Source organism: Nostoc sp. KVJ3, assembly GCF_026127265.1.
In the GTDB taxonomy this organism is placed as follows: Bacteria; Cyanobacteriota; Cyanobacteriia; order Cyanobacteriales; family Nostocaceae; genus Nostoc.
Window position 1 is genome coordinate 211,395 of sequence record NZ_WWFG01000002.1, and the last position, 24,388, is coordinate 235,782.

Genomic DNA, 24,388 nt, shown 5'->3' on the forward strand with positions numbered 1-24,388 from the left:
ATTCTCAGATGCAGAGCCTCCATATCCAAAATTCTCTCAAAACTTAAGTCTAATTTAAGACGAAATCCGTAAATGTTCCCAGGTGAAAACTAGATAATCCCGAATACACTCTTCACTTAAGTATGTGAAGAGTGTAAAAAGTTGAAAGCTAGACCTATTAACCGCAGTCATCGCAAAACCTGGATGCTCGCATGGTTACTAATTGCGGGAGTAAATGGAGTTGCACAAAAAGCACTAGCACAAGAGTATATAAATCAAGAAACGGGAAATACTCAAGAGTTAGGAGTAGAGACGCGATTAATCGCGTCTGAACAGGAGTTAGGAGTTAAGAGCGATAATATTATTCCCTTATCCTCTAAAGATCCGATGGCACAAGTTACATCGGTTTCTCAACTCAAGGACGTACAACCTAACGACTGGGCATTCCAAGCATTACAATCTTTGGTGGAACGCTATGGTTGTATAGCCGGCTATCCAGATAGCAGCTATCGCGGTAATCGTGCCTTAACTCGGTATGAATTCGCCGCCGGAGTGAATGCTTGTTTAGATAGAGTCAATGAATTAATTACTACAGGCACCAGTGATTTAGTCACCCGCGAAGATTTAGCAATATTACAAAAATTGCAGTCAGAATTTACCCCTGAGTTAGCAACCTTACGGGGTCGTGTCGATAGTTTAGAAGCCAAAACCACCGAACTCCAAGCCAATCAATTCTCAACAACAACCAAACTTAGTGGACTACTGATAGTTGGCATTCAAGGACGGACTAACAATCGTGGTGATGTTAATCCGAGAGATGGAAAAAAAGATACAAATGACGCAGGGACAAACACTAATGTTATATCCCTGGCGCAACTATATTTAACTAGCCAAATCACTCCCAGTAGTTACTTGTTTACAGGTCTTATCGATGGCAAGGGAAAAACTTCACCGAGATTTACTAATAGTGTTTCTCGGAATGATGTTTTACTTGGCTACGAATTTCCTACAGATAACTTAATTGTAAGTGACCTCAATTTTCATTGGCTGGTGACAGATAAATTAGCCGTGATGGTAGGAACAGAAGGCGTAAGTATGCCATCTGCTTTCCGAGGCCCCAATCGTGTCGAAAGTGCTGCAACCGGGCCATTGTCTTACTTTGCCCAAAGAAACCCAATTTTAAATATGGGATACGGTCATGGCGGTATAGCTATTGATTGGCAATTTGCTAAACGTGCTAGTTTACAGGCAATTTATACAAGTTATAAACCAGGAAATCCCGGTAAAGCTAGCGGTTTATTTGATGGAACCACCACTACAGGGGTGCAATTACTGCTAACACCAACAGATACTCTAGATTTAAGTTTGTATTACGTTAACAATTACTCTTCAGATGGTTGTTTACTAACCTTTGTTGGCGATGAATGCTTAACTACAGTTAATACCACTACCAAAAAATCAGCACCTTTGCAAACCAATGCTGTGGGTGCGACTGTAACTTGGCAAATTTCTCCACGCATTAGCGCCGGTGCGTGGGGTGGTTATACTAAGTCTTACATTCCTGGGCAATCAGGAAATGTAGAGACGACAAATTATATGGTGTTTCTGAATTTACCTGATTTATTTGCTAAAGGAAATTTGGGGGGAATTTATGTCGGTCAACCTCCTAAAATCACCAGTAGCAACTTACCTATAGGGAATAATGTCCCTGATTTTATCAATACTGGTTTAGGACGTGCAGGTGGACAACCAGGGACTACCACTCAAATTGAGGCATTTTATCGTTTCCAGCTAACAGATAATATCAGCATTACACCAGGAATAATTCATATCTTGCAGCCTGGTCATACACCAGATAGTGACTCAGTTACCATCGGCATTCTGCGAAGTACTTTCAGTTTTTAACTCTGCTGATAGAGAAATATTATATAACTTAAGTATTAAGAAATGCTTATAATCAATTGGGTATGACAAACAATTAAAATCTATTTTCTAATTCCCAATGTCCAATTTTCAATAGATGGTGAAATTAGATATGCGTTATCTATAATTTTTGTAGAGACTTAGCATTGCTAAGTCTCTACATTCATTTTTGCAGATGTCTAAATACATATAAAAAAGGGTTTAGCGGTGAGCTAAACCTATATATAAATCCATTGCATAACAACATCCCAAATCAATTTACTCCTTATCATATTCATAAAGCATCTCCCTATAGGATGTGTGCAAATATCCTGAAATCTGGTACAGGATTGCCTTGGTATCACCGAATACCCGAAGTAGAAAATTAATTTACCACATACTAAAGGCTACGACAGATTAATTTAGATATAGGAATCTGGGTTGATTTCTGAAAAAATACGTAGTCGCGTGTTAACACAGAAAGTACGGCATCAAACTCTCAATAATGGTGCGTTACGAACTGCGTTCTAACACAAAGCCAGTTGCTACAACGGAGGGAACCTCCCTTCGGGTTCACCAGTCGCCTAGGTTGGGAAACCCGCCTACAGCGCTGGATTCACCGCAACGCACTGGCTCTCCTACAATACCTAATCTTGTTCAAAAATCAAATATGATTCCTATAGTAAAGATAAGTACCTAAACAAAAACATTTACAGTCATTGCAAGTAGTATTTACAATAACATTTTGTAATTAATTATGTTTAAATACTTTTACTAATCCTGAATCAAATATACAGAAACAAGATCCTCTAATTCTCGAAAAATCGGGGTTCTGCGGTTTAAAATATGATTACTATAGTAATGTAATTAGAAGTATTTTCACACCCATAATTTACATGAAAGCGATTTTTCTAATTAGCAAGCAAAATAAAAGACGGGATGATTTATCCCGTCTAAATAGCTTGAAAGTGGCAATACACCTTGGACTCTGGAAAAATAGCACAAATAAAATTCTATAATTTGTAAGGCTAGCAAAGAAAATAAACAAAAAGAATAGTATTTTAGGCGACTCTCAATGTTTTAATCTTTTGCATTCTAGCTAATTAATATATCACAGTTGGATTGTAATGTAATGCCAAAATGCCAAACAAATAATGAGCAACAAAGAAGACGGGGGTTAACCCGTCCTGTGTATAATAAGTAAAAACATCTTGGTAATTTCTCCAATATATCAAAATACTCTAATCACTACCTGCCAAATTGCCAAATACTTACCAATTAAACACGAATATTAATTTCTCTGTAATTGGATGTTTTGATCAGCTATAAATTTTATTATCAGCGAAAATTAATAGTTACTCAAAAGGTATAGTACAACAAGACAAAAGTAAAAAGGCAAAAGTAAAGGGAGAATCCCAAATGTGCAAGTTTAATTTACATACGGGATTGTGACTTTCACTCTTAGGATAAAAAACAAACCACAAAGGACACGAAGGTAAGAGAATTTAAAAGGGTTTTCGCGTTAGTTCGGTATATTTTTGCCAAATTGGGATGCTCCCTTCTATTTCGGATGAAATACAGAGAAGAATTCATGCTCTGGATGATTGTCTACTAGACATTAGTTCTGGATCTGAGCAAGAGTCAGAAGAACCACTTGATTAAATCCCTAGATTATTCGCGATGCGACCTCGCGAATAATCTGGATTCTTTTATTTTTGCCAAATTGGGATGCTCCCGTTTGTTGAACTCACGTTGAACAGGATAGTGGAAATTTCCTGTTTATTCTGTTCTGGTAGATCGTTTAATAATCAGCGCTTCTGAGCAATTTGCTGCAAGTATGCAATTAGCTGTTCTCCTGCGGTGTCAATGTGTCGTTTTAGTAACCTGATAGCAGCTTTTGTATCCTGCTTTTGACAAGCATCTAAGAGTTGATAGTGTTCTTTTTGCGATCGCTCTTGGTAATCCATCTCTACCAATTGTACGCGAACATAGCGATCGCAATTAATATGTAAAGTTTTAATCATCGCCAATAACCGAGGACGTTCAGCAGTGGCGTACAGCGTCGCATGGAATTCCCAGTTGAGTTTTGCCAACACACCTGCATCAATTGCTTTATCTGTCGCTTCCAGAATCACAGCCGCTTTTTCTATATCTGTTTCCTTGAACTTGGGTATCGCCAATTGCATCGCTTTCACTTCCAAAGCGCTGCGAATCTCACAGATTTCTTGCGCCTCTTGTGCTGTCAACACCGACACAATCGCCCCACGATTTAGATGTAGTGTTACCAATCCTTCTGCTTCTAACTGCTTCAAGGCTTCGCGTACGGGAATGCGACTAACGCCAAACTGAGTGGCGATTTCATCCTGTCTCAAAGATTGTCCTTCCTGAAAAATGCCCCGCAGAATCGCTTCCCGCAAAGCATCGGCAATTAAATCTGGCGTACTGCGTTGTTGTTGCAGCACATTTGCTGCCAAGTCATTTAAGTTCATATTGAATATTGTATACAAAATCCAAAAGATTGTATACAATATCCAAAGTAAGTTTTTTAAACATCCCTTCAATACCACGGGAGACAGTTATGAGCATCGCATCTCAACCAGACAGAGTAATAATCTTCGACACCACGCTACGGGATGGCGAACAATCACCAGGCGCAACCCTGAATGTAGAAGAGAAATTAGCGATCGCTCATCAACTAGCTCTCCTTGGTGTCGATGTGATTGAAGCAGGTTTTGCCGTTGCTAGTCCGGGAGATTTTCAAGCTGTTAAAACCATTGCGGAACAAGTCGGAATACCTGGCGGGCCAATCATTTGCAGTTTAGCTAGAGCCATTCGCCAAGATATTCACGCCGCCGCCGAAGCCTTGAAAGGTGCGGCTTGTCCGAGAATCCACACGATGATTTCTACCTCTGATATTCACCTAAAATATCAGTTGAAAAAGTCTCGCAGCGAAGTATTGGCGATCGCATCAGAAATGATTGCTTATGCCAAATCCTTTGTAGACGATGTAGAATTTTCACCAATGGATGCTAGTCGCACTGAGCCAGAGTTTCTTTATGAAGTTTTGTCAAGAGCGATCGCAGCAGGTGCAACGACAATTAATATTCCTGATACCGTTGGTTACTGCGCACCCAAGGAAATCGGCACTCTCATTCAGGGAATTCGAGAAAATGTTCCTAATATTGATCGGGTGATTCTTTCCATTCATACTCAAAATGATTTGGGTTTGGCGACAGCTAACGCTTTGGCAGCAATTGAATACGGTGTGCGTCAGGTGGAATGTACCATTAATGGCATTGGGGAACGAGCCGGGAATGCCGCATTGGAAGAGATTGTGATGGCGTTGCAGGTTCGCAAACCATTTTTCAACCCTTATTTTGGTCGTCCGGTTGATGCCGATACACCCTTGACTAATATTAAGACTCAGGAGATTTACAAAACCTCATCCTTAGTTTCCCAATTAACCGGAATGCTGATTCAGCCCAATAAAGCGATCGTGGGAGCAAACGCTTTCGCCCATGAGTCTGGTATTCACCAAGATGGGATCATCAAACACCGCGAAACTTATGAAATTATGGAAGCTGCTGCGATCGGTTTACCAGAAAATCGCATTGTTTTGGGCAAACACTCTGGACGCAATGCTTTCCGTACAAGGCTCAAAGAATTGGGGTTTGAATTGAACGAGGCGGATTTAAATAAAGCCTTCAATCGATTTAAAGAAATCGCCGATAAGAAAAAAGAAATCTCAGATTGGGATTTAGAAGCGATCGTTCGAGATGAAACGCAGATTCAAGTAGAAAGTGGCTTCCAAATTGAACACGTCCAGGTAATCTGCGGTGACTGCACTTGCCCAACTGCAACCATTACAATTGTTACCCCCGATGGCAAAATCCTCACGGATGCAAGTGTAGGCACTGGCCCAGTGGATGCAGTGTATCAAGTAATCAATCAATTGGTGCAGATTCCCAATCAACTGATTGAGTTTTCCGTCCAATCTGTGACTGGCGGAATTGATGCACTGGGAACTGTGACAGTTCGCTTGAAACATCAAGAGCGGATATTCTCTGGACAAGCATCTGATACTGATATCGTGGTAGCCGCAGCTTATGCTCATATCAACGCCCTGAATCGTCTTTATCGTTATTTGCAAACAGAGAGATCCCATTTTGATGAGATGAACTCTGCTGTTGTCTCTGGGTAGATTCTGATGCGTTGCTGAATACAGCCACAAATGATGTAGAGACGTAAAATTTTACGTCTCTACAAGAGTTTTGATTGCACAACTAAACCCCATCTTAATACTGCTCGGATAAGCAGGGGAAGCAGGGGAGGCAGGGGAGGTAGGGAGGCAGGGGAGGCAGGGGAGGCAGGGAGGTAGGGGAAGCAGGGAAAGCAGGGGAGGCAGGGGAAGCAGGGGAGGTAGGGGAAGCAGGGGAGGCGAAACTCAACGCCAGCAACCATTTCTCTCCCTGCTCAAGAACAGCTTGCTTCAACCAAGAAATTCCAAGACCTATGCAGTATTGAACCCCATCTAAGTTGAGAACCGTAGTTTTCGCCCTCACCCTAAATTAAATCAAAGTCAACAGCCTAGGCTGGGGGATGAGGGTTAATCCTTTTCATCGCCGAAGAACTACAGGTTTCAAGATAGACGTGGTTTAAGTACAGTTTTGCATGAAATCTTAAAGTTTTTAATTGCAGAAGAATGCATTAGCATTGCAGAAGAATGCATTGGCATTGTAGAGGAATGCATTAACATTGCAGAGCAATGTATTGGCATTGTACAGCAATGTATTGGCATTGCAGAGCGATGCATTAACATTGCAGAGCAATGCATTGGCAGTAAGTGTATGGTGTGTGTCTCAAGTATTAATGTGGATATAGACACAGCAAAATAACTTGTATTGCAGGAAATACTGATGGAACGTTCAAAATTAATTGCTATTCTTACAGGTGCGATTTCGGTTATTTTAGCGATCGCTTACCTGATCTTAGTCCAACTACTCGACTATCGGGATATGAAACCCGCACCCATCAGCCAATTTGACCAAGCACCCGCAATTATTTCTGATTATTGGCAGGTTGACAAAATTACTCGAACATGATTTATATTTAACTGACTTGTAGAGACGCAATTAGTTGCGTCTCTTGTCATTTATGTCAATAGGTAAAAACTCATAATGACTATTGATTAAACTAATGGTTAATTCATAGATAAAAAACAATAGCTATTATTCATTACTCAAATAATTGATTATATAAGATTTATTTAGAGTAAGTATCTCAGATTTATTTAGATAAAGTAATTCCCTTTTGGCAGATATAAAGGTAAGCTGTTTTTAACGAAAAACAAAAGATAAATTTGTCTTATCTGTGATTGCTGGGTTAACAGGGATCAACGCAAGTTGATTTAAAACCCCAAATTTTTGATGATAACTATAGAGGTGAGTTGATGGCTCAGTTTCTACTTGAGACTGTTTGGCTAGTTCCTTCCTATGCCTTAATAGGTGGCTTGTTAGCCGTTCCTTGGTCGCCGGGGATCATTCGGAAAACCGGGCCAAGACCGGCGGGTTATATAAACTTGATGATGACATTTTTGGCGTTTGTCCATAGTGCGATCGCCTTACAAGCAACTTGGAATCAGCCAGCCCAAGAAGTATTTATTCCTTGGTTATCTACGGCTGGTTTAGACCTTACCATTGCTTTGGAAATATCCTCAGTTAGCGTCGGCGCTTTATGTGTGATTACTGGCTTGAATTTGTTGGCGCAGATTTATGCTATTGGTTACATGGAAATGGATTGGGGTTGGGGACGCTTCTATTCTTTACTAGGATTATTTGAAGCGGGACTATGCGCCCTGGTTCTGTGTAATAACTTGTTTTTCAGCTATGTAATTTTGGAAGTCCTGACGCTGGGAACCTACCTATTAGTTGGCTTATGGTTTAGCCAGCCGTTGGTAGTCACAGGTGCAAGAGACGCTTTCTTAACCAAGCGGGTGGGAGACTTATTTTTGCTGATGGGCGTGTTGGCATTATGGCCCCTCGCCGGAACTTGGAGTTATCCAGAACTAGCTAAGTGGGCGGCGACTGCTAATGTTAACCCGACAACAATAGCACTGGTAAGTTTAGCTTTAATTGCCGGGCCAATGGGTAAATGTGCCCAGTTCCCCCTACATCTGTGGTTGGATGAAGCAATGGAAGGCCCAGTTCCCAGTACGATTTTACGGAACTCGGTAGTAGTTGCTAGTGGTGCATGGGTGCTGATTAAACTGCAACCGGTGTTAAGCCTATCGCCCATAGTTTCCTCTGCAATGGTAGCTATTGGGGTAGTGACGGCAGTTGGTGCTTCTTTAATTGCGATCGCTCAAATCGACCTTAAACGCTGCCAATCCTATTCTGTCAGCGCATACATGGGTTTAGTATTCATCGCTGTGGGAACGCAACAAGACGAAGCGGCACTGTTGTTAGTACTCACCCATGCTATATCCGCAGCCCTATTGGTGATGAGTACTGGGGGAATTATTTGGAATAGCATTACCCAAGATGTTACCCAATTGGGCGGATTATGGACACGTCGCCCGATTTCAGCCATAGCCTTTATTGTCGGCACTTTGGGGTTAATTGGTTTTCCACCACTCGGTAGCTTTTGGGCGTTAGTGAAACTAGCAGATGGATTGTGGGAAACGCAACCGTTGTTAGTGGGAGTAGTGATAACGGTAAACGCTTTGACAGCAGTGAGTTTAACCAGAGAATTTGGTTTAATTTTTGGTGGTAAAGCGACACAAATGAGTCAGCGATCGCCTGAAGCACACTGGCCGATGGTTTTGCCAATGGTAATCTTACTAGCCTTTAGTCTCCATCTTCCTTTAGTGTTGCAAAGCTTATCACTTTTACCCGATTGGGCAAGTCTCAATAAAGATGTCGTCCTACTTTTAATATGGTCGAGTATTTCCGGTTGCAGTATTACTGGGGTGGTTTATTTAGGCAATATTCCTAAACCAATTCGCCTCCCTTGGAAAGGTTTACAAGACTTGTTCGCATACGACTTTTACACCCCCAAACTTTATCGGATAACCATTATTTTTGGCGTTGCCAAAATTTCCCAACTTGCCGATATGATTGACCGCTTTGTAGTCGATGGCATCGTTAATTTGGTTGGTTTATTTTCGCTATTGGGTGGTGAAAGTTTAAAATACAGCACCTCTGGACAAACCCAATTTTATGCCTTCACCATCTTAATAGGAGTTAGCGTTTTAGGGATGTGGGTAGCTTGGCCATTTTGGGGAGTCCAGTTTTTAAATGTGATTTCTCAAATTTCGACAGTTGGGTAGCAGTCAATATAGTTCGGAACAGCCCAAAACACTTGTAGAGACGGCGATTTATCGCGTCTCAAAAACCCAAAAATGTTGCCATTAGCCCTTAACCCAAGCGTATTGGGGTAGCACTAACTATCTTACTCAAAGTTAACAGTTTAATATTGCAAGATAATTCCATGAGCAGACAACATCCCCAAATCAATCTTTCCAGAAGAAGTTTATTCAAGTTTGGTGCAGGTGCGATCGGTACAGGTATATTGACAGTCGGACTTGGCTCAAACTTGCTTGCAGCCGAAACAGCCCCAGCAGCGCCAGCAGAAGAAGAAGTCACTCCCGATAAGGCATTACAAGAATTATTAGATGGGAATGATAGATTTGTTAAAAGAAAACGGAAAAATCCTCACCAAAGCTATACACGTTTAGTTGAAGTTGCCAAAGGTCAAAAGCCCTTTGCTTCTGTTTTAGGTTGTGCAGATTCACGAGTGCCTTCAGAGATTGTCTTTGACCAAGGACTTGGAGATTTATTTGTCTGCCGTGTCGCTGGTAATATTGCAACGCCAGAAGAAATTGGTAGCCTAGAATTTGGCAGCTTAGTATTAGGCTCTAAAGTCATCATGGTCGTAGGACATAAAAGATGTGGTGCGGTAGATGCCGCCATCAAAGGCGCTCAAGTACCAGGGCAAATTGGAAGTTTATTGGCAGCAATTAAACCAAGTGTAGAAAGCTCAAAAGGACAATCAGGCGATAAGGTAGAAAACGCTTGTAAAGCAAATGTTTTGAGTCAAGTTAAAAAGTTGAAATCATCCACAGTTTTATCTGAGTTAATCAGTGCAGAAAAGTTAAAAATAGTCGGAGCTTATTACGATTTAGATACTGGTAAAATAAGTATACTCAATTAGCTTCTTTGTCATTTAAACCTCATTTCTAGGTGGAACCTAAAAATGCATCTCATTAAGGATCCACCGTCAATTATAAAGATGCCAGCCCCGGAATTTCTATTTCCAGTCTCCGACTGGAAACTAGGAGTAATTTTAAATTAACCATTTTGTAAAATCCCAAATTACCATGTTAAGTGTTTTGATTTGGCTCCCAATTTTCGCCGCCGCTCTTATAGCAATATTACCTGCAAGTATCCCAAATCATCGGATTCGTTTAACAGCATTAATTTTCTCAGGTTTAGTTCTTTTTTGGAACCTGTTTATCTTGCTAAAATTTGATATCAGCAATCCAGAAATGCAATTTAAAGAATATTTACCCTGGAATGAAACCCTTGGCTTGAGTTATCAAATAGGCGTTGATGGGCTTTCTATATTAATGTTGGTGTTAAATAGTCTACTCACATGGATTTCTATTTACAGCAGCAGTAAAGAAACTCAACGTCCCCGGCTGTTCTACTCCATGATTTTATTAGTGAGTGGTGGAGTTGCAGGTGCTTTTCTCGCTGAAAATTTGCTGCTATTCTTCCTATTCTACGAACTAGAATTAATCCCCTTCTACTTACTAATTTCTATTTGGGGAGGAGCAAAACGGGGCTATGCCGGAATTAAATTCCTGATTTATACTGCTGTTTCGGGAGCATTAATTCTGGCGACATTCTTGGGTATGGTGTGGCTGAGTGGTTCTACCAATTTTGCTTTTGATGCATTCTCTACAGAAAATCTGTCAACAACTAAACAAATCCTTTTACTAGCAGGAATAGTATTAGGTTTTGGCATTAAAATTCCCTTAGTTCCCTTCCATACTTGGCTACCTGATGCTTATGTTGAAGCTTCAGCACCAATCGCCATTCTTCTCGGTGGCGTGTTGGCGAAGCTGGGAACTTATGGATTGCTGCGATTTGGATTGGGGATGTTTCCCGATGCTTGGAGCATTATTGCACCGACTCTGGCAATTTGGGGAGCAATCAGCGCTATCTATGGGGCAGTAGTTGCGATCGCTCAAAAAGACATCAAGCGCATGGTAGCATACAGTTCTGTTGGTCACATGGGCTATATCTTGCTAGGTGCTGCCGCCAGTACACCCTTAGCACTCGTTGGTGCAGTCGCTCAAATGTTTAGTCACGGTCTAATTCTGGCAATCCTCTTCCACTTGGTGGGAGTTGTAGAAGCCAAAGTTGGTACGCGGGAGTTAGATAAACTCAACGGTTTGATGAGTCCGATACGCGGTTTACCCCTAATTAGCGCCTTACTGGTTTTAAGTGGAATGGCGAGTGCTGGTATTCCCGGTTTAACAGGATTCATTGCCGAATTTATCGTCTTTCAAGGTAGCTTTTCTGCCTTCCCTATCCCGACTATTTTGTGTGTAGTCGCTAGTGGATTAACCGCAGTTTATTTTGTCATTCTCCTCAACCGCACTTGTTTTGGCAGACTCGATAACTTCGCCTACTATCCCAAAGTCCTTTGGTCTGAGAAAATCCCAGCTTTAATTTTGGCAGCTTTTATCATCTTTTTGGGAGTACAACCCACTTGGTTAGTGCGTTGGAGTGAATCTACAACTACAACAATGGTGGCTGCAATTCCCTCCATAGAAAAAACCGTAATCTCTGAAGTAGCCCTGAAATAGAAAATACATCAAAACACTTGTAGAGACGGCGATTTATCGCGTCTCAAAATCTATTCCCCCAAACGCGATTTATCGCGTCTCAAAATTTATCCCCCAGACGCGATTTATCGCGTCTCTACAAATTTACGATTACCATGACAGCAATTAAAACAGCAATTAAATTACCACCTTCCAGACATGAATTTGCTGAAGTAATTCATCGCTTAGAAGCAGGTGGGGCAATGTTACCCGATACTCCAGAAAATTTGATGCAAATCATCGGTTTATATAAAGCCTATGCTGTGCCGATGGATTTTTACTGGCGTGACCTGCTTTATATTGCCGAACGCGAATTTTTAAACCCGCTTCCTTTCTTTAAATACTTCTTACCCAAAGAGTATTTAGAACTACATAATCATTATGCTGGCGATGATGCCGATTTACGAATTTGGCGCGGCGAAGCTACTGCACATCCCGAACTTTTGGCATTTATTGAGAAGGGTGAAACTTTCAAAATGCCAAAGTTATTGCATCACTTATTCCACGATCGCATTAACATGGAGTTTGCTGAAGCTTGTATGCGGGCGATGTTGTGGCACAGAGGCATGGGTGGACAATTTGATCCTTACCTAGATTCAGACGAATACAAAGCCAACGCTGACCGAGCAATCAAAGCTTATTTCCAAGGGAACCCAGTCATGCTGGGACTTTACAAGCTGTTCCCCGATATGTTTTTAGAACAGTGCCGCCAGATGTCATACTACGCTAATCTGGGCTTATTCTGGGAAATCATGGCCCCAGTATTCTTTGAAATGTCCGATCGCTATGACGAAGGTACTATTAGCAGCGTCCCAGAGGCAATGAGCTTCATAGTTAATGGTATATTTGCGATCGCAGGTCGTCCCATTTACCATCACGTTTATATTCGTGGACAATACTACGAAATTGTCCCCAAATCCAAGGGTTTTATGTGGCTATATGAAGCTGCATTACCTTATGTAGAAGCAGTTTTCTACCGCACTGCACCCTTTCGGGGGACAAAATCTTATAATGCTCAAGCGCGTCAAGTACCAGAAGACCAGAAAGACTTTCACTATGGTATTCTTTACGCTGATGTATTCCCAGTGGGTACTGCTGGCATTCCCCCGACATTATTAATGCAAGATATGCTGCATTTTTTGCCCCCATATCTTATTGATTACTACAGCCAACATTGCCGGGGTGAAGAAGATATGTTGATTCAATTGGGAGTTAGTTTTCAACGGTCAATGTATTGCGTCACTTCTGCGGTAATTCAAGCCTTGCGAACTGCACTTTTATATCCTTTAGATGACCCCAATCCCAAGCATTTACAAGCTAATCGAGATTTTTTTGAAATGCAGCTAAATCGCTTTACTCGACCAGATTACAATATTCGTGATGCTGCTCGTTTAGGGAGTATTCAAAGTCAAGATTATAGATAAAAGATCCCCAACCACCCTTAAAAAAAGCAGGGTGGTTTCATTTTCTAAATCTAAGAGGTTGTTTGAAAAGTGATATCAGGTATGATTTTTTCCCTCCCTTAATCCCCCCGATGTATTGGGGGAAACAATAAAATCAAGTCCCCTCCCCTTTCTAAGTTTACTCTGTACCCTTAATTGGCCCCATTGCCGCGGAAAACAATAAAATCAAGTCCCCTCCCCTTTATAAGGCTACGGTGTACACACAAGTTGAATTACCCCCCTTAATCCCCCCTTGTAAAGGGGGGAAACCGGAAAATCTTGTTCCCTCCCCTTTATAAGGGGAGGGTTAGGGTGGGGTAATTCGAGAACTTGTAGTGATTCGATAACTTGTGTGTACACCGTAGCCTTTATAAGGGGAGGGTTAGGGTGGGGTGAAAGAATATTTGATACATCCATCACGACTTTTCAAACATCCTCTAACGCACAGTTTCCCGCAAAGCCTCAGCATCAACAGGTTTAATCAGGTAAACTAACAGTAGATTCCAAACAATTGCTGCAATCAAAGGTAATTTGCGAATCAGCTTCACAACTTTGGGCGCAGAACTGTTCTCAATCTCTGCGATTTTCATGTTGTAACCCGCACAGCGTTGCAGACGTGGGAAAAACTGGGGATGTTCGGTATTCAACATCACAGGAAAAGCCCGTCCCGCAGTTTCATTAGTGTTACAGACAACTGCACGGTCAAATTCCGTCGCATCAAGTCCTAATGAGGTGTAAAAACCAGCCCGTTCATGAACTGTCAAGGTGTGGGTAGCAAATACCGATAACAAGAAAAAGCGACTCCACAGCCTAGCTTTCCAGTTGTTCCACAGTTGCGGTTGAGAACGTAAAAGCGCTTTGAATATATCCCCGTGGCGGTTTTCGTCCTGACACCAACTCTCAAAATATTGGAAGATGGGGTAAAACTGGTTTTCTGGGTGCTTTTCTAGGTGTCTGTAGATAATAATGTAACGCCAGTAGCCGATTTTTTCTGATAAGTAAACGGTGTAGAGTACCCACTCAATTGGGAAAAACGTATAGGTGCGGGTTTTAGTAACATTACCTAAATCTAGGGAGAGTTTAAAATCGCCCATTGCTTTGTTGAGAAATCCGGCGTGGCGAGCTTCATCACGCGCCATCAGTTGAAATATTTCCGCTAGCAGTGGACTGCGATTTTTCAGCTTGCGGGATAATTCTTTGAATAGCAAAAAGCCGGAAAACTCAGAAATACAAGAGCGTTCCAAATACTCAATAAATGCCTGTCTTGCTTCACCCTCAATGTGTTCCCAAGACTGGTTAAACACCTCATCCCGAACAAAATGATGACGGTTGTAGTCTGTCCGCATTTCTGCCAGCATTGCCTTTAACTCCGTCTCCTGAGCAGACAAATCCAGGTTGGCAGCAGTTTCAAAATCTGTAGTATAAAACCTGGGGGTGAGTACAGTTTCTTTGCTGGGAGTTTTAATTTCTGGCTTGGGTAGGGTATTAACCATATATAGTGCGGTAAGCAAGTAAATAGTCCTATAGTTATCAAGTTATAATAAATATGATTATTTTGCTAGACCTCTTTACAATCTTTCAGTAAAGCAGGAAATGCCCGATCTACTAGATTCGCTCAGGCACTGACGGAAAGGATAAGGCTAAAATAGCCCAACGCGCCAACAGCATCAATTACGGTTCAAACCCTTACTAGTTATGCTTTTCAGGCAAGGTGGGTTCGGATTCATCCTGGATCGCTTGATGCCAGTAAGTCGGGTCGGCATAGCGAACGACCAAGGCATCAATATCAACCTTTGATGTAGATGGACTGAATTCAAATGTCCCAAACAAATTGATATGCTGCCACGCCACTGGCGAAATATCTTTAATAATCGCTAGTGCCTCTTGGTCGTCAACCGCCTGTTTTTGCGCGTAAACCCGCGACAACAGCAAAGTGTTGTAGTAAATGACCGCATTAGAGATCAGCCGCGAACATTCGTTCCAAATCTGTTGCTCACCCTCAGTTTTTACCCGAAACTTCCCACCATTGACATAAGCTACCGCCCGTCGAAACCGATGATAAGCTTCGCCACGATTGAGTGCCTTTTGCACAGTCTGTCGTAACGTCACATCATCAATAAAATCCAAAATGTACAACGTCCGACAGATATTTTCCAACTCCCATAAAGCCTTTTTAGTTTGATTCTGCCGTTCATAACTAGCTAGCTTTCTCACAATCGTCGCCTGTGTCACATCCTTCTGTGCCAACGAAGCCATAATCCGCTGAATATTCGGCCATTCTTGTTCGATTAAATCGCGGTAGATTTTGCGAACGGGTTTGATTAAAAAATCGCTATATTCATTTGGATGCTTGGCTCCGACCAATGCACCCATTTTCTTGTGCAAATCTCGATAACGGGGCGCAAAGTGATAGCCAAATGCGTGCAAGATCCAGAAATTAACCTGATTGGTACCATGTGTATCAGTGGAATGTCGTTCCGGTTTGATATCCGAAGTATTGTTGTGGAGCAGATCGAAAACGTAATGGCTTTCATGCTCGTGAGTCCCAATAATCTTGGCATTAATCGGTACATGATTAGCCACCAAGGTATAGGCACTTACGCCTTTCTGAAGACCGAAATATTTGGGTGAATATCTGGCATTAATAGTATCGATCTGTGTTTCCATTCTCTGTCCATCGCTACTGGAGTGCATGACATCTTGAATATCATAAAGGTGAAAAACTGGTAGAGTCGCAATCGCATTTGTGATGGCATCATTAGCAGCATGGAGAGTTTCTAGTCGCAGGTAATTACGCGCTGTCGTCATCATGGATGAATGACTCAATCCTGATACCTCGGCCATTTTTCCTAGCCCCATATTAGTGCCCATTCCCACAATGCAGGCTAAAATTTCACTTGGATTGGGTTCTTGTTTAACATAACGATCTAACACATGAGTAAAGGCACTCAAAAATCCCGTATTTGCCGCCACAAACCATAATAAGTCAGCAATCCCAATTCCAGGTAACTGGCTATAAAACGGGCTATTGACTGGTTCTTCTGCGCTGGGATAAATCAGCTTCCAACGAGACTTATCAGCAGTCCCACTGACCTTAATATGTTGATTGAGACCATCTGTAATTCGTTGATTGACAACCTTGAACTTAGTTTCCAATGCTTGCTCGAATTCCGTCAGTGTCTCTTGAATTGGAGCTATTAATATCGGCGCACCAATTTCCTCCAACAACTCATTTTTATGCCGCCACCGCTCGTCGCCAATCAAGTCATCCTCAAAACGACGAAACTCATTACTGTCGCGCACAAACACGTCCCCAGAAGAGAGCGCATTTCGTAGTAGTCGGTAAATCAGAAATTCATAACGATCGATCTCTAATATCTTCTCCTTGCCATCTGCTGTGGCTGTTGGATACAAGTAACGTTGTAAACTTTTGGGTATGACTGCTGCTGGAAAAGTAGTTGGATCTGTTTGTCTAGGTGACTTCCCTTGTTGAAGCAAAGTTTGCAAGAACACGACCGCTGCTAGCAGTGGTGCATCAGATACTCGACTAGCGAATGTAAGATCGGCGAACAGTTGACGCAGATTGCGCTTGAAGGTGTTCGACAGCTTAGAATAAGCCGACCACTCAAACCCAGTTTTGTCGAACTTTATATTACGCATATAGTCTGACACCAATGGGAAACTGGCAGGGTCGAGGATGGAGAAAGCTTTTGCCTTGACGACTGAAAATGGTAGATCGTCAGTAATCGACTCATCCACAAATAGGTTGAGGATTTGACCCGCCGCTTGGAGGTTATTTGCAGCATCTGTCAATGCTTGTTGCATTGCTTGTTCCGCGCCCAGCTTGGCTTGTTTTTCGTATTGGTTAACCAAATGGATAAAAGCCTCAATCAGATTGTCATTAATCTGGCGAAACCGATGATAGGCAAAACACAACAAATACAACCGGACTGTCGCCAGGGACATCCGCCGCAGCTTATAAGCCGTGTAAAACTTGACTAATCCTACGTAATATTTGCCACTTTCATTAGAAATACCCGTTGTTGCTAAAAAGGTTTGAGCAAATTCATGTAGTGGCTGGAAGTATTTGCGGCGATCTACTTCACGCCGCAGTTCCTTGTAACTGAAATCCTTTGGCTCTTGCTTGAGCAAGTTGATGCCATAGACACCTTCCTCGGCTTCCAGCAGGGTTTTTAACTGATTTTCTACCGTCGGCGTGATGGCTTTGGTGAGTAGTTTCGTAATTCGAGTGCGTTCGCCTGTGACCACTCGACCAATCATCTCTTGAAGGAATCGATAGCTAGGTGCAACGACACGTTGCCCAGCTAAATGTTGAATTAGTTCGCGCAAGATATAGATGGGCTGAATTGATAACATGGCAACCCGTCGAGCTTTTGACTCCAGTTCGACTTTCGCATCGCTGTTACAAAGGCGATAGTTGAACAGTTGCAGAATTATCTGTTGCTGTTCGCTGCGGGTATGTCTGAAGGGCAATTTAATCGATGCTAACCTCTGACCTGGGAAATTTTGTTTCAGGATGTAGTTTAGATCTTCAATAACAGCATCTTGTTGATAACTAAAGAACTGTCGCTTTGCCTTGAAGTATCCAAGCTGCAAGGTTAGATGCACTGCGACTGATACAGTCCGAACTGCTGCTACCACTTCGCGTTCGGCTGTACTCAGATCGAAATAGAGATGCCGTTTATCTTCTGTAAAATGTGGTAATCCATATAGGTCATCGACTTCTTTTGCTGAGAGGATCGCTAGACGACGTGAATTGCTGCTCATGTAATCAGGGCATTAGTGGGAGTGCAGAAAGTGTACAAACCGCACTCCTGACTTAACTTGATGTGACTCAACGAGTTTACGTTAATCTTTGGTGCTAAAACCTTTACTATAATTATCGTGCGGTTACTTTGTATATGAGTGAAGATTTTGCACTGTGGATGCTTCAACTCCCGTCGAACCGAAAACAGTCCAAAATCGGATTGGCTATGCTCGTGTCAGCAGCATCGGTCAAAATCTTGATTCGCAGATGGATTCTTTGAAGCAAGCTGGCTGCATTAAAATCTTTACTGACAAGTTAACTGGTTCGCGGATGGTGCGACCTGGATGGGAGGATCTGCTGAAATATATTCGTCCAGATGATACGTTAGTTGTCACTGAACTAAGTCGGATGACCCGTTCGTTACTCCATCTACTCGAAACAGCTAAGATTTTGGAACAACGTCAGATTAACCTGTTGTCATTGCGAGAGAGTATTGATACCACTACAGCTGCAGGTCGCTGTTTTCTGTCGATGATGGGAGCGATTTATCAGATGGAACGAGAATTACGCGCCGAACGAGCTTCGGCCGGAAGAGTTTCAGCTAAAGCCAGAGGCAGAACGGGTGGAAGACCTCGAACTGATGTTGCCAAATTGGAGATTGCGAGGATCTTGTATCAAAATTCTGGGAAGACAGCCGCTGAAGTTTGTAGAGTCGCAGGTGTCGGGCGGCGGGTGTTCTTTGCTTACCTAGCCCAAAAGCATAACTAGTAAGGGTTTGAAACGTACTTGTACATTTTTGGCGCGTTGGGCTATTTTAGCCAGACTGTGAGTAAAAAGACACCCACAACCCCCAAAACTGAAGACATTACCTCTGTTTTGGCAGAGCAACCTGTGATTGAGATTATCGACCAAACTATTGTCATACCAGAACAACTAGCAGAGCAGATAGTTACTACCGACACCGAACCTAAAATCGAGAGTGTACCGGAAGCGATTCCACCACATCCTCCATCTCCTGGGTTTCACTATGGTAGGACTTACGCAAAACTACACGCGGTAGGGGCAATTCATGAATTGCCCCGACTGAAAATTAGGGTTTCGACTAAAATTTTGCGTAAGTCCTGTATGGGAACCGCTATACCGTTATCTTATAGCGTGGTAAACTACTTCAGATAAATCAGCAAATTCAATCCTGGAATTGTGCGTGAAAGTGTCCACAAAACTAACGTAATGTAAATTACACCCAAACTCCATTGATACCAAGCAAGTGCAGAGATGATACCTGGTAAGTGTTCGTCTCGGAGGCGAATGTCGTTAAATCCTAATTTAACTAGGTTGTTGAGACTAAAATCATAGTAGTTGAGCCAGTTCCAATGGCGATCGCACAACAGAGGCATATATCGTTCCCGAAATGTCTGATTCCTTGGTATGACTGGTAAACGCCCAATCAACAATCGTAACTGACGAAATGTACCATCTTCGGTAAAGTAAGAAACGTCCATTAAGTCGTGATAACGACCTTGTTGGTAAAGTCGGATCAATAACGCCATCGGTACGGGAATAAGAATTATTAAAAGACACCCTAATGTCAGTAGAGGTTGTTCAGCATTGCGAAAGATGGCTAGTAAGCTCAAGAATTCTAAAACGCTGAAACTGACTAATATCGAAATGGTTTCGTAAAATGTAGGAATAATTGGGACGGGATGTAGCCGTCGATAGCGATCGACTAGCCAAAATAGTAAGCCGAAATAAGCGATCGCAACTCCTCCCACGCCAAAAACTAACCAAAAATCCGTACCATAGCCACTCAACAACAGCAGTACACTCAACGCCAGCCAACTCCAAGCTTGCAGTAACCAGCCACCGATAGAAAGGGGTTCGCCAACAATTAAGCGATCGCTCAGTTGGGTATATTTTCTTAAATCGATGTCTGCTAAGGTGAGTAACTCACTGGTGTTACGAAAGGATTTTATCAGACGGCGTTGTGCGATCGCTGCGGCTTGAGTTGCCGAAAAACCCAGTTTAACCAAACTTGCAACAGTTGCACTATTAATATTTGTAGCCGTCAAACAGCGACTCATTTCTACTAATCGCAGTTGTTGTTTTGTGTATTCTAGTTGATTAGCATCAGCAATTTGTTGTTGCTGACGAAAATTTTGCCCCAAATTCCGCAAGATATTTTGATTACCTTGTAATGTAGGGATGCAGAACATCTGGCCAATCTGGCCGGGATTACCTAAAATTTTTGCTTGATTAGAATTAAAAGTTAAACCAGGTACGCTTAAACAAGCTTCGGGAGAAAACCTGGCATCGCTAAAATCTGCTTGGTTGAGAATGCTTGCACCTTGCAAATTCACCAATTGATTAAACTCCACTTCTCGAAATATGACAGCTTGCTCAAAAGTCGCTTCTGTTAATAGGAGAAACTGATTAAAACTTGCTTTCGTAAACTGGGCTTGATTGGCAAAGCGGACATCAGAAAAATCAGCATTTTCTTGCCATTTTCCACTATTGAATTTAGCTAACTGCTTAAAAGTTGCTTGATTGAAGCTGGCAGTTTTTTCAAAGATACTACCTTGAAAATCAGCAAGTTCCTGAAATTGGGTTTGTTTAAAATTAGCTCTATCAAAAAAAATACTGCCCTGAAAATTGCTTGATTGCTGGAATTTAGCACCGCTAAAACTGACGGGACGACCAAATCGGGTTTCAGTCCAGTTAGTGAATTGGAGAAAAGTTGCACCTTGGGCATCCACAGACTGAAGAAAGAATGTATTAGAGAACTTCATTTCGCCATTGAAGCGAGTTTGCACGAGTGTCAAGACACCACGAAAAACAGCGATTTCACTGGATGGAGTTGACACTGTTCCCAAAAGCGAGCGGCAATCTTTGGAGTTTGTGAGTGACTCTAGACAAACAAGGCGCAAACGTTCTAGTTCTTTTTGTTCAGTAGGAGTAAAAATTGGAGCGATCGCTTGGGCGTATAATGGTGTTCTTAAACCTAAATCGCTACCGACAAAATCCCCCAAAATCAGGGTATAGCTCAGGTCTAAGCCCAAGGGTTTTGCACCTAGTTCTTTTCGCAGTAGTTGGTAAAAAGCATCACGAAAGCTAGCGTTTTCTGGGCGTAAATCGATTACCATTTTCTGCAAATCCACCGTCAAATTGCCTTCGCGGAGTGTCGGAGTGCGTAGGCGTTCTTGTAATAGTTCTAGGGTTAAGGGTGTGCGTTTTGGTTGCGCTTGTGCTGCCCACGCTGGTAGGGGGAGGAAGAGGAGAATTGATAAAACGCAAAGGAACGCAGAGGAGCGCAAAGAAACCCCTCTGCGTTCCTTTGCGTTTAACCTCTGCGTTCCTCTGCGTTGAAAAAATAAATTATGCAAATTGTTCGATTAATCGTCGCTAATTAGTAGAACAATTTTACCTGTCACAGAACCGCTTTCAATTAGTTGGTGTGCCTGAGCCGCTTCTTTCAAGGGAAACTTGTGACTAACATGGATTTTTAACTTACCTTCATCGATCCAGGTGGCACATTGTTCGAGAATTTCTGCATGGTGCTGGAGGCTTTCTTCTAATCCTAGTAATGCTGGTGTTAGCATTAGTTCTAAACTTATGCGGAGATTACGTACTCTAGCGGTTTTCCAAACAGTATTGGCATCTGGTTCGAGAATCGTCACAATATCACCATAAACTCGCACTGCGGGGAAGGTTTTTTGGAAGGTTTCGCCGCCTACGGTATCAAAAGCCAAGTCTACGCCTTCCCCACCAGTCCAATCTAATACCGCTTGCACAAAGTCTGTTTGTTTATAAAAAATTACACTATCGGCACCAAGTTGTTTGACGAAATTAGCCTTTTCTTCAGAACTAACTGTGGTAGAAACAGTAGCACCTTTGAGTTTAGCCAATTGAATTGCTACATGACCAACACCACCAGCACCCGCATGAATGAAAACCCGTTCTCCAGGTTCCAATCGTCCCCGTTCGTATAAGGCTTCCCAGGCGGTGATTAATGCTAAAGGTGCTGCTGCTGCTTCCGCAAAGGAGATGGAAGCGGGTTTACGTGCCACAAACCGCTCATCCACAACGGTATATTCAGCATAATTCCCTTGGTGTGCGCCTAAGCCACCGGAGCAAAAATATACTGCATCGCCTGGGCGAAAACGCTGAACCCCAGCACCCACCGCCTCAATTATACCTGCACCATCACATCCTAAAATTGTCGGCGTGCGATCGCTGTAAAATGTTCCTCGGCTACGAAGTTTAGTGTCAATCGGATTAACGCCAGCAGCCACCAAACGCACTAAAAGTTCAGTATTCCCTACAGGAACAGCAGGGTTTGGCACTTCCTCTAGTTGCAGAACTTCAGGATTACCAGGTGCTTTCATCAAGACTGCTTTCATAACTCTTTCCTCCTCTAGATGCACGCTGCTATTTGATGTCCTTCCCGCCGTAAACGGTCGGGGATTCCTAAGACTCACGACTTAGGTTTCTGTTTCTTTCCATTACTGGATTTTTGCTAAATTTTTGGCATCCTAGGTACTGAAGAACCATGATTATCAGAATATGATATTATGGCTACTCTTCGGTATAGCGACGGGGCGTATAAACCCAGAGATTACCATCGCTTCGCTTCATGATTCGGGTTTTTGTGGAACCAACGAGAATAATTGTCCGCATATCGGCGCTTGCTGGTGCTAACCGATCAAGGGCGATCGCTTTTACTGTCTGTCCTGGTCTACCGAGATTGCGCGCCAATACTACTGGGGTATCTGGTGTTCTATGTCGCAATAAAATATTTCTCGCTTCTGCTAGTTGCCAGGTACGCTCTTTGGAAACAGGATTGTAGAAAGCAATGACGAAATCAGCCTCAGCAGCAGCAGTAATTCGTTGTTCGATCGCAGACCAAGGTTTTAAGATATCGGACAGGGAAATAGCACAGAAGTCATGTCCAAGGGGCGCACCAATGGCTGCTGCTGCTGCTTGCATAGCAGAAATGCCTGGCGCTACATGAATGTCGATACGATCCCATTCTGGTTTAGCATAGCGATCGCATACTTCAAAAACTGCTGTTGCCATTGCATAGATCCCAGGGTCGCCAGATGAAACGACGGCGACATATCTGCCAGATGCCGCTAAATCAAGGGCCATTTTTGCTCGTGCTTCTTCTTCTCGGTTGTCGGACTCATGCCGTTGCTTCCCATCAGCCAGAGAACCAACTAAATCTAAATAAGTTTTATAACCCACTAGGTCAGTTGCCGACTTGAGTATCTCCTTTACTTCTGGAGACATCCATTGCGATCCACCAGGCCCCGTACCAATAATCGCTAACCGTCCACGTGGCTGACCGATAGTGTTGGGGTCAATTGGTTGGGGGGCAATAGCGATCGCTATATAGGGAGATGAAGAAGATAAAGGGGATGTGCCTGTAGCCGCGATCGCTGCTGCTTGGGCAGGGCTATAACCTTGAGCTAACAAACTTTCTAGCTGATTTGGAGTGAAAAAGCGGGCAGGTACTCCCAAGGCGCTAGCTACGGCATTGATTGCTGGATTGGCTGCGGCGGTGATGGGTGCAAATATGCCGGCGACTGATGTTTTTGCTAATTTGGCATCAGCTAGTAGCTGCTCTACTAAAGCTACTGGATTATCAATCATGCCACTAATTGCGATCGCGATCGTTGCTGGGTGGTAAACAAGATAGTTGGCTGTAGGAGTCACCAAACGTTCTGTAATTTGGATGGTCAAATCTCCCTTTGGATCTAGGGGCAGTTTACTATCGCTCAACCAAGGTGCTATGCCTTCTAGTTTGACTTGTGCCCCGGCTAGCAAATCTGAGATAAATTTCTTAGCATTGTCTGGGTTTGCTAAATGGTATCCGGGGGGAGGAGACAACAGCGTTGTGCCCAAACGCAGATCGCCTGTGGTCGTAATTGCAGGTTTGACATCAAGGGCTTCGGCAATCTGACGGGCCAAATCGTTTACCCCAGCAAGTCCGCCCAAGAGGGGGACAACGGCACTACCATCTTCAGCCACAGCTAGCACTGGTGGTTCCTGTTGTTTATCCGAGAGGATGGGAGCTAGCGTCCTAATTAAAATACCGGCGGCGCAAATGCCAATTAGTGGCGTTCCTTGGGCAAATAACTCGCGCAACGTTTCGCCAAAATTAGTAAAGCTGACATCAACTCCCGATGTGCGACCCGCTAGACCGTATAGTGTCGCTCCTGGTAGGACGCTGATTATTTTGCGTGCGACTGTCACGCTATTTTGACCTAGTACTACAATGGCGGGTGCAACGTTCATCATCATAAGACTTCTTTTACATAGATATCTTGCAAAATTTGATAAGCTAGATTGTCATTCATTTTTTCAAAATGATTCACTTGTAGTAAGGGCTACCTTACGGGAACCCTT

General features: G+C 42.8%; 16 protein-coding genes. 10 read left to right on the forward strand and 6 right to left on the reverse strand.

Going from position 1 to position 24,388, the window contains the following annotated elements; all coding sequences use genetic code 11:
* Positions 1-183: 183 nt before the first annotated feature.
* Positions 184-1,884: an iron uptake porin gene (locus GTQ43_RS17160; protein ID WP_265276477.1), complete on the forward strand. Its 1,701-nt coding sequence runs from the start codon at positions 184-186 to the stop codon at positions 1,882-1,884.
* A gap of 1,805 nt (positions 1,885-3,689) precedes the next feature.
* Here the strand turns inward: GTQ43_RS17160 and GTQ43_RS17165 are convergent.
* The gene (locus GTQ43_RS17165; RefSeq protein ID WP_265273956.1) at positions 3,690-4,370 is read right to left on the reverse strand and encodes a GntR family transcriptional regulator; all 681 of its coding nucleotides are present in this window, start codon (positions 4,368-4,370) and stop codon (positions 3,690-3,692) included.
* Between the two features lie 89 nt (positions 4,371-4,459).
* Here GTQ43_RS17165 and GTQ43_RS17170 point away from each other — a divergent pair, with 89 nt between their 5' ends.
* From GTQ43_RS17170 to GTQ43_RS17200, 7 genes are all read left to right on the forward strand, one after another.
* On the forward strand, positions 4,460-6,082 hold the full coding sequence (locus tag GTQ43_RS17170) for a 2-isopropylmalate synthase (protein ID WP_414859119.1): 1,623 nt from the start codon (positions 4,460-4,462) through the stop codon (positions 6,080-6,082).
* Between the two features lie 466 nt (positions 6,083-6,548).
* Positions 6,549-6,776 carry a hypothetical protein gene (locus GTQ43_RS17175; protein ID WP_265273957.1) on the forward strand — a complete coding sequence of 76 codons (228 nt, stop codon included), beginning with the start codon at positions 6,549-6,551 and terminating at the stop codon, positions 6,774-6,776.
* 21 nt (positions 6,777-6,797) lie between these two features.
* Entirely contained in the window at positions 6,798-6,983 is a 186-nt protein-coding gene (locus tag GTQ43_RS17180; protein ID WP_265273958.1) for a hypothetical protein, read from the forward strand.
* A 347-nt stretch (positions 6,984-7,330) separates the two neighbouring features.
* On the forward strand, positions 7,331-9,208 hold the full coding sequence (locus tag GTQ43_RS17185) for an NAD(P)H-quinone oxidoreductase subunit F (protein WP_265273959.1): 1,878 nt from the start codon (positions 7,331-7,333) through the stop codon (positions 9,206-9,208).
* Positions 9,209-9,369: 161 nt separating this feature from the next.
* Positions 9,370-10,092: a carbonic anhydrase gene (locus GTQ43_RS17190; protein ID WP_265273960.1), complete on the forward strand. Its 723-nt coding sequence runs from the start codon at positions 9,370-9,372 to the stop codon at positions 10,090-10,092.
* 166 nt (positions 10,093-10,258) lie between these two features.
* Complete coding sequence (locus tag GTQ43_RS17195; RefSeq protein ID WP_265273961.1) at positions 10,259-11,755, forward strand: NADH-quinone oxidoreductase subunit M; 1,497 nt, start codon at positions 10,259-10,261, stop codon at positions 11,753-11,755.
* Between the two features lie 134 nt (positions 11,756-11,889).
* The gene (locus GTQ43_RS17200) at positions 11,890-13,197 is read left to right on the forward strand and encodes a CO2 hydration protein (protein WP_265273962.1); all 1,308 of its coding nucleotides are present in this window, start codon (positions 11,890-11,892) and stop codon (positions 13,195-13,197) included.
* 455 nt (positions 13,198-13,652) lie between these two features.
* On the opposite strand, the gene acsF is transcribed toward GTQ43_RS17200, so the two are convergent.
* Both acsF and GTQ43_RS17210 read right to left on the reverse strand, forming a co-directional pair.
* Complete coding sequence (gene acsF / locus GTQ43_RS17205; RefSeq protein ID WP_265273963.1) at positions 13,653-14,708, reverse strand: magnesium-protoporphyrin IX monomethyl ester (oxidative) cyclase; 1,056 nt, start codon at positions 14,706-14,708, stop codon at positions 13,653-13,655.
* Between the two features lie 196 nt (positions 14,709-14,904).
* Complete coding sequence (locus GTQ43_RS17210) at positions 14,905-18,003, reverse strand: Tn3 family transposase (RefSeq protein ID WP_265270870.1); 3,099 nt, start codon at positions 18,001-18,003, stop codon at positions 14,905-14,907.
* Between the two features lie 154 nt (positions 18,004-18,157).
* Between GTQ43_RS17210 and GTQ43_RS17215 the strand changes: the two genes are divergently transcribed.
* Positions 18,158-18,751, forward strand: a complete 594-nt coding sequence (locus GTQ43_RS17215) for a recombinase family protein (protein WP_265270869.1) — start codon at positions 18,158-18,160, stop codon at positions 18,749-18,751.
* A 57-nt stretch (positions 18,752-18,808) separates the two neighbouring features.
* Complete coding sequence (locus GTQ43_RS17220) at positions 18,809-19,159, forward strand: hypothetical protein (RefSeq protein WP_265273964.1); 351 nt, start codon at positions 18,809-18,811, stop codon at positions 19,157-19,159.
* Here the strand turns inward: GTQ43_RS17220 and GTQ43_RS17225 are convergent.
* From GTQ43_RS17225 to cobJ, 3 genes are all read right to left on the reverse strand, one after another.
* Positions 19,147-21,363, reverse strand: a complete 2,217-nt coding sequence (locus GTQ43_RS17225; protein ID WP_265273965.1) for a pentapeptide repeat-containing protein — start codon at positions 21,361-21,363, stop codon at positions 19,147-19,149. The two genes, GTQ43_RS17220 and GTQ43_RS17225, sit on opposite strands and share 13 nt — an antisense overlap.
* Positions 21,364-21,372: 9 nt before the next feature.
* Complete coding sequence (locus GTQ43_RS17230) at positions 21,373-22,380, reverse strand: zinc-dependent alcohol dehydrogenase family protein (RefSeq protein WP_265273966.1); 1,008 nt, start codon at positions 22,378-22,380, stop codon at positions 21,373-21,375.
* 175 nt (positions 22,381-22,555) lie between these two features.
* On the reverse strand, positions 22,556-24,280 hold the full coding sequence (gene cobJ / locus GTQ43_RS17235; RefSeq protein WP_414859149.1) for a precorrin-3B C(17)-methyltransferase: 1,725 nt from the start codon (positions 24,278-24,280) through the stop codon (positions 22,556-22,558).
* Between the last annotated feature and the right edge of the window lie 108 nt (positions 24,281-24,388).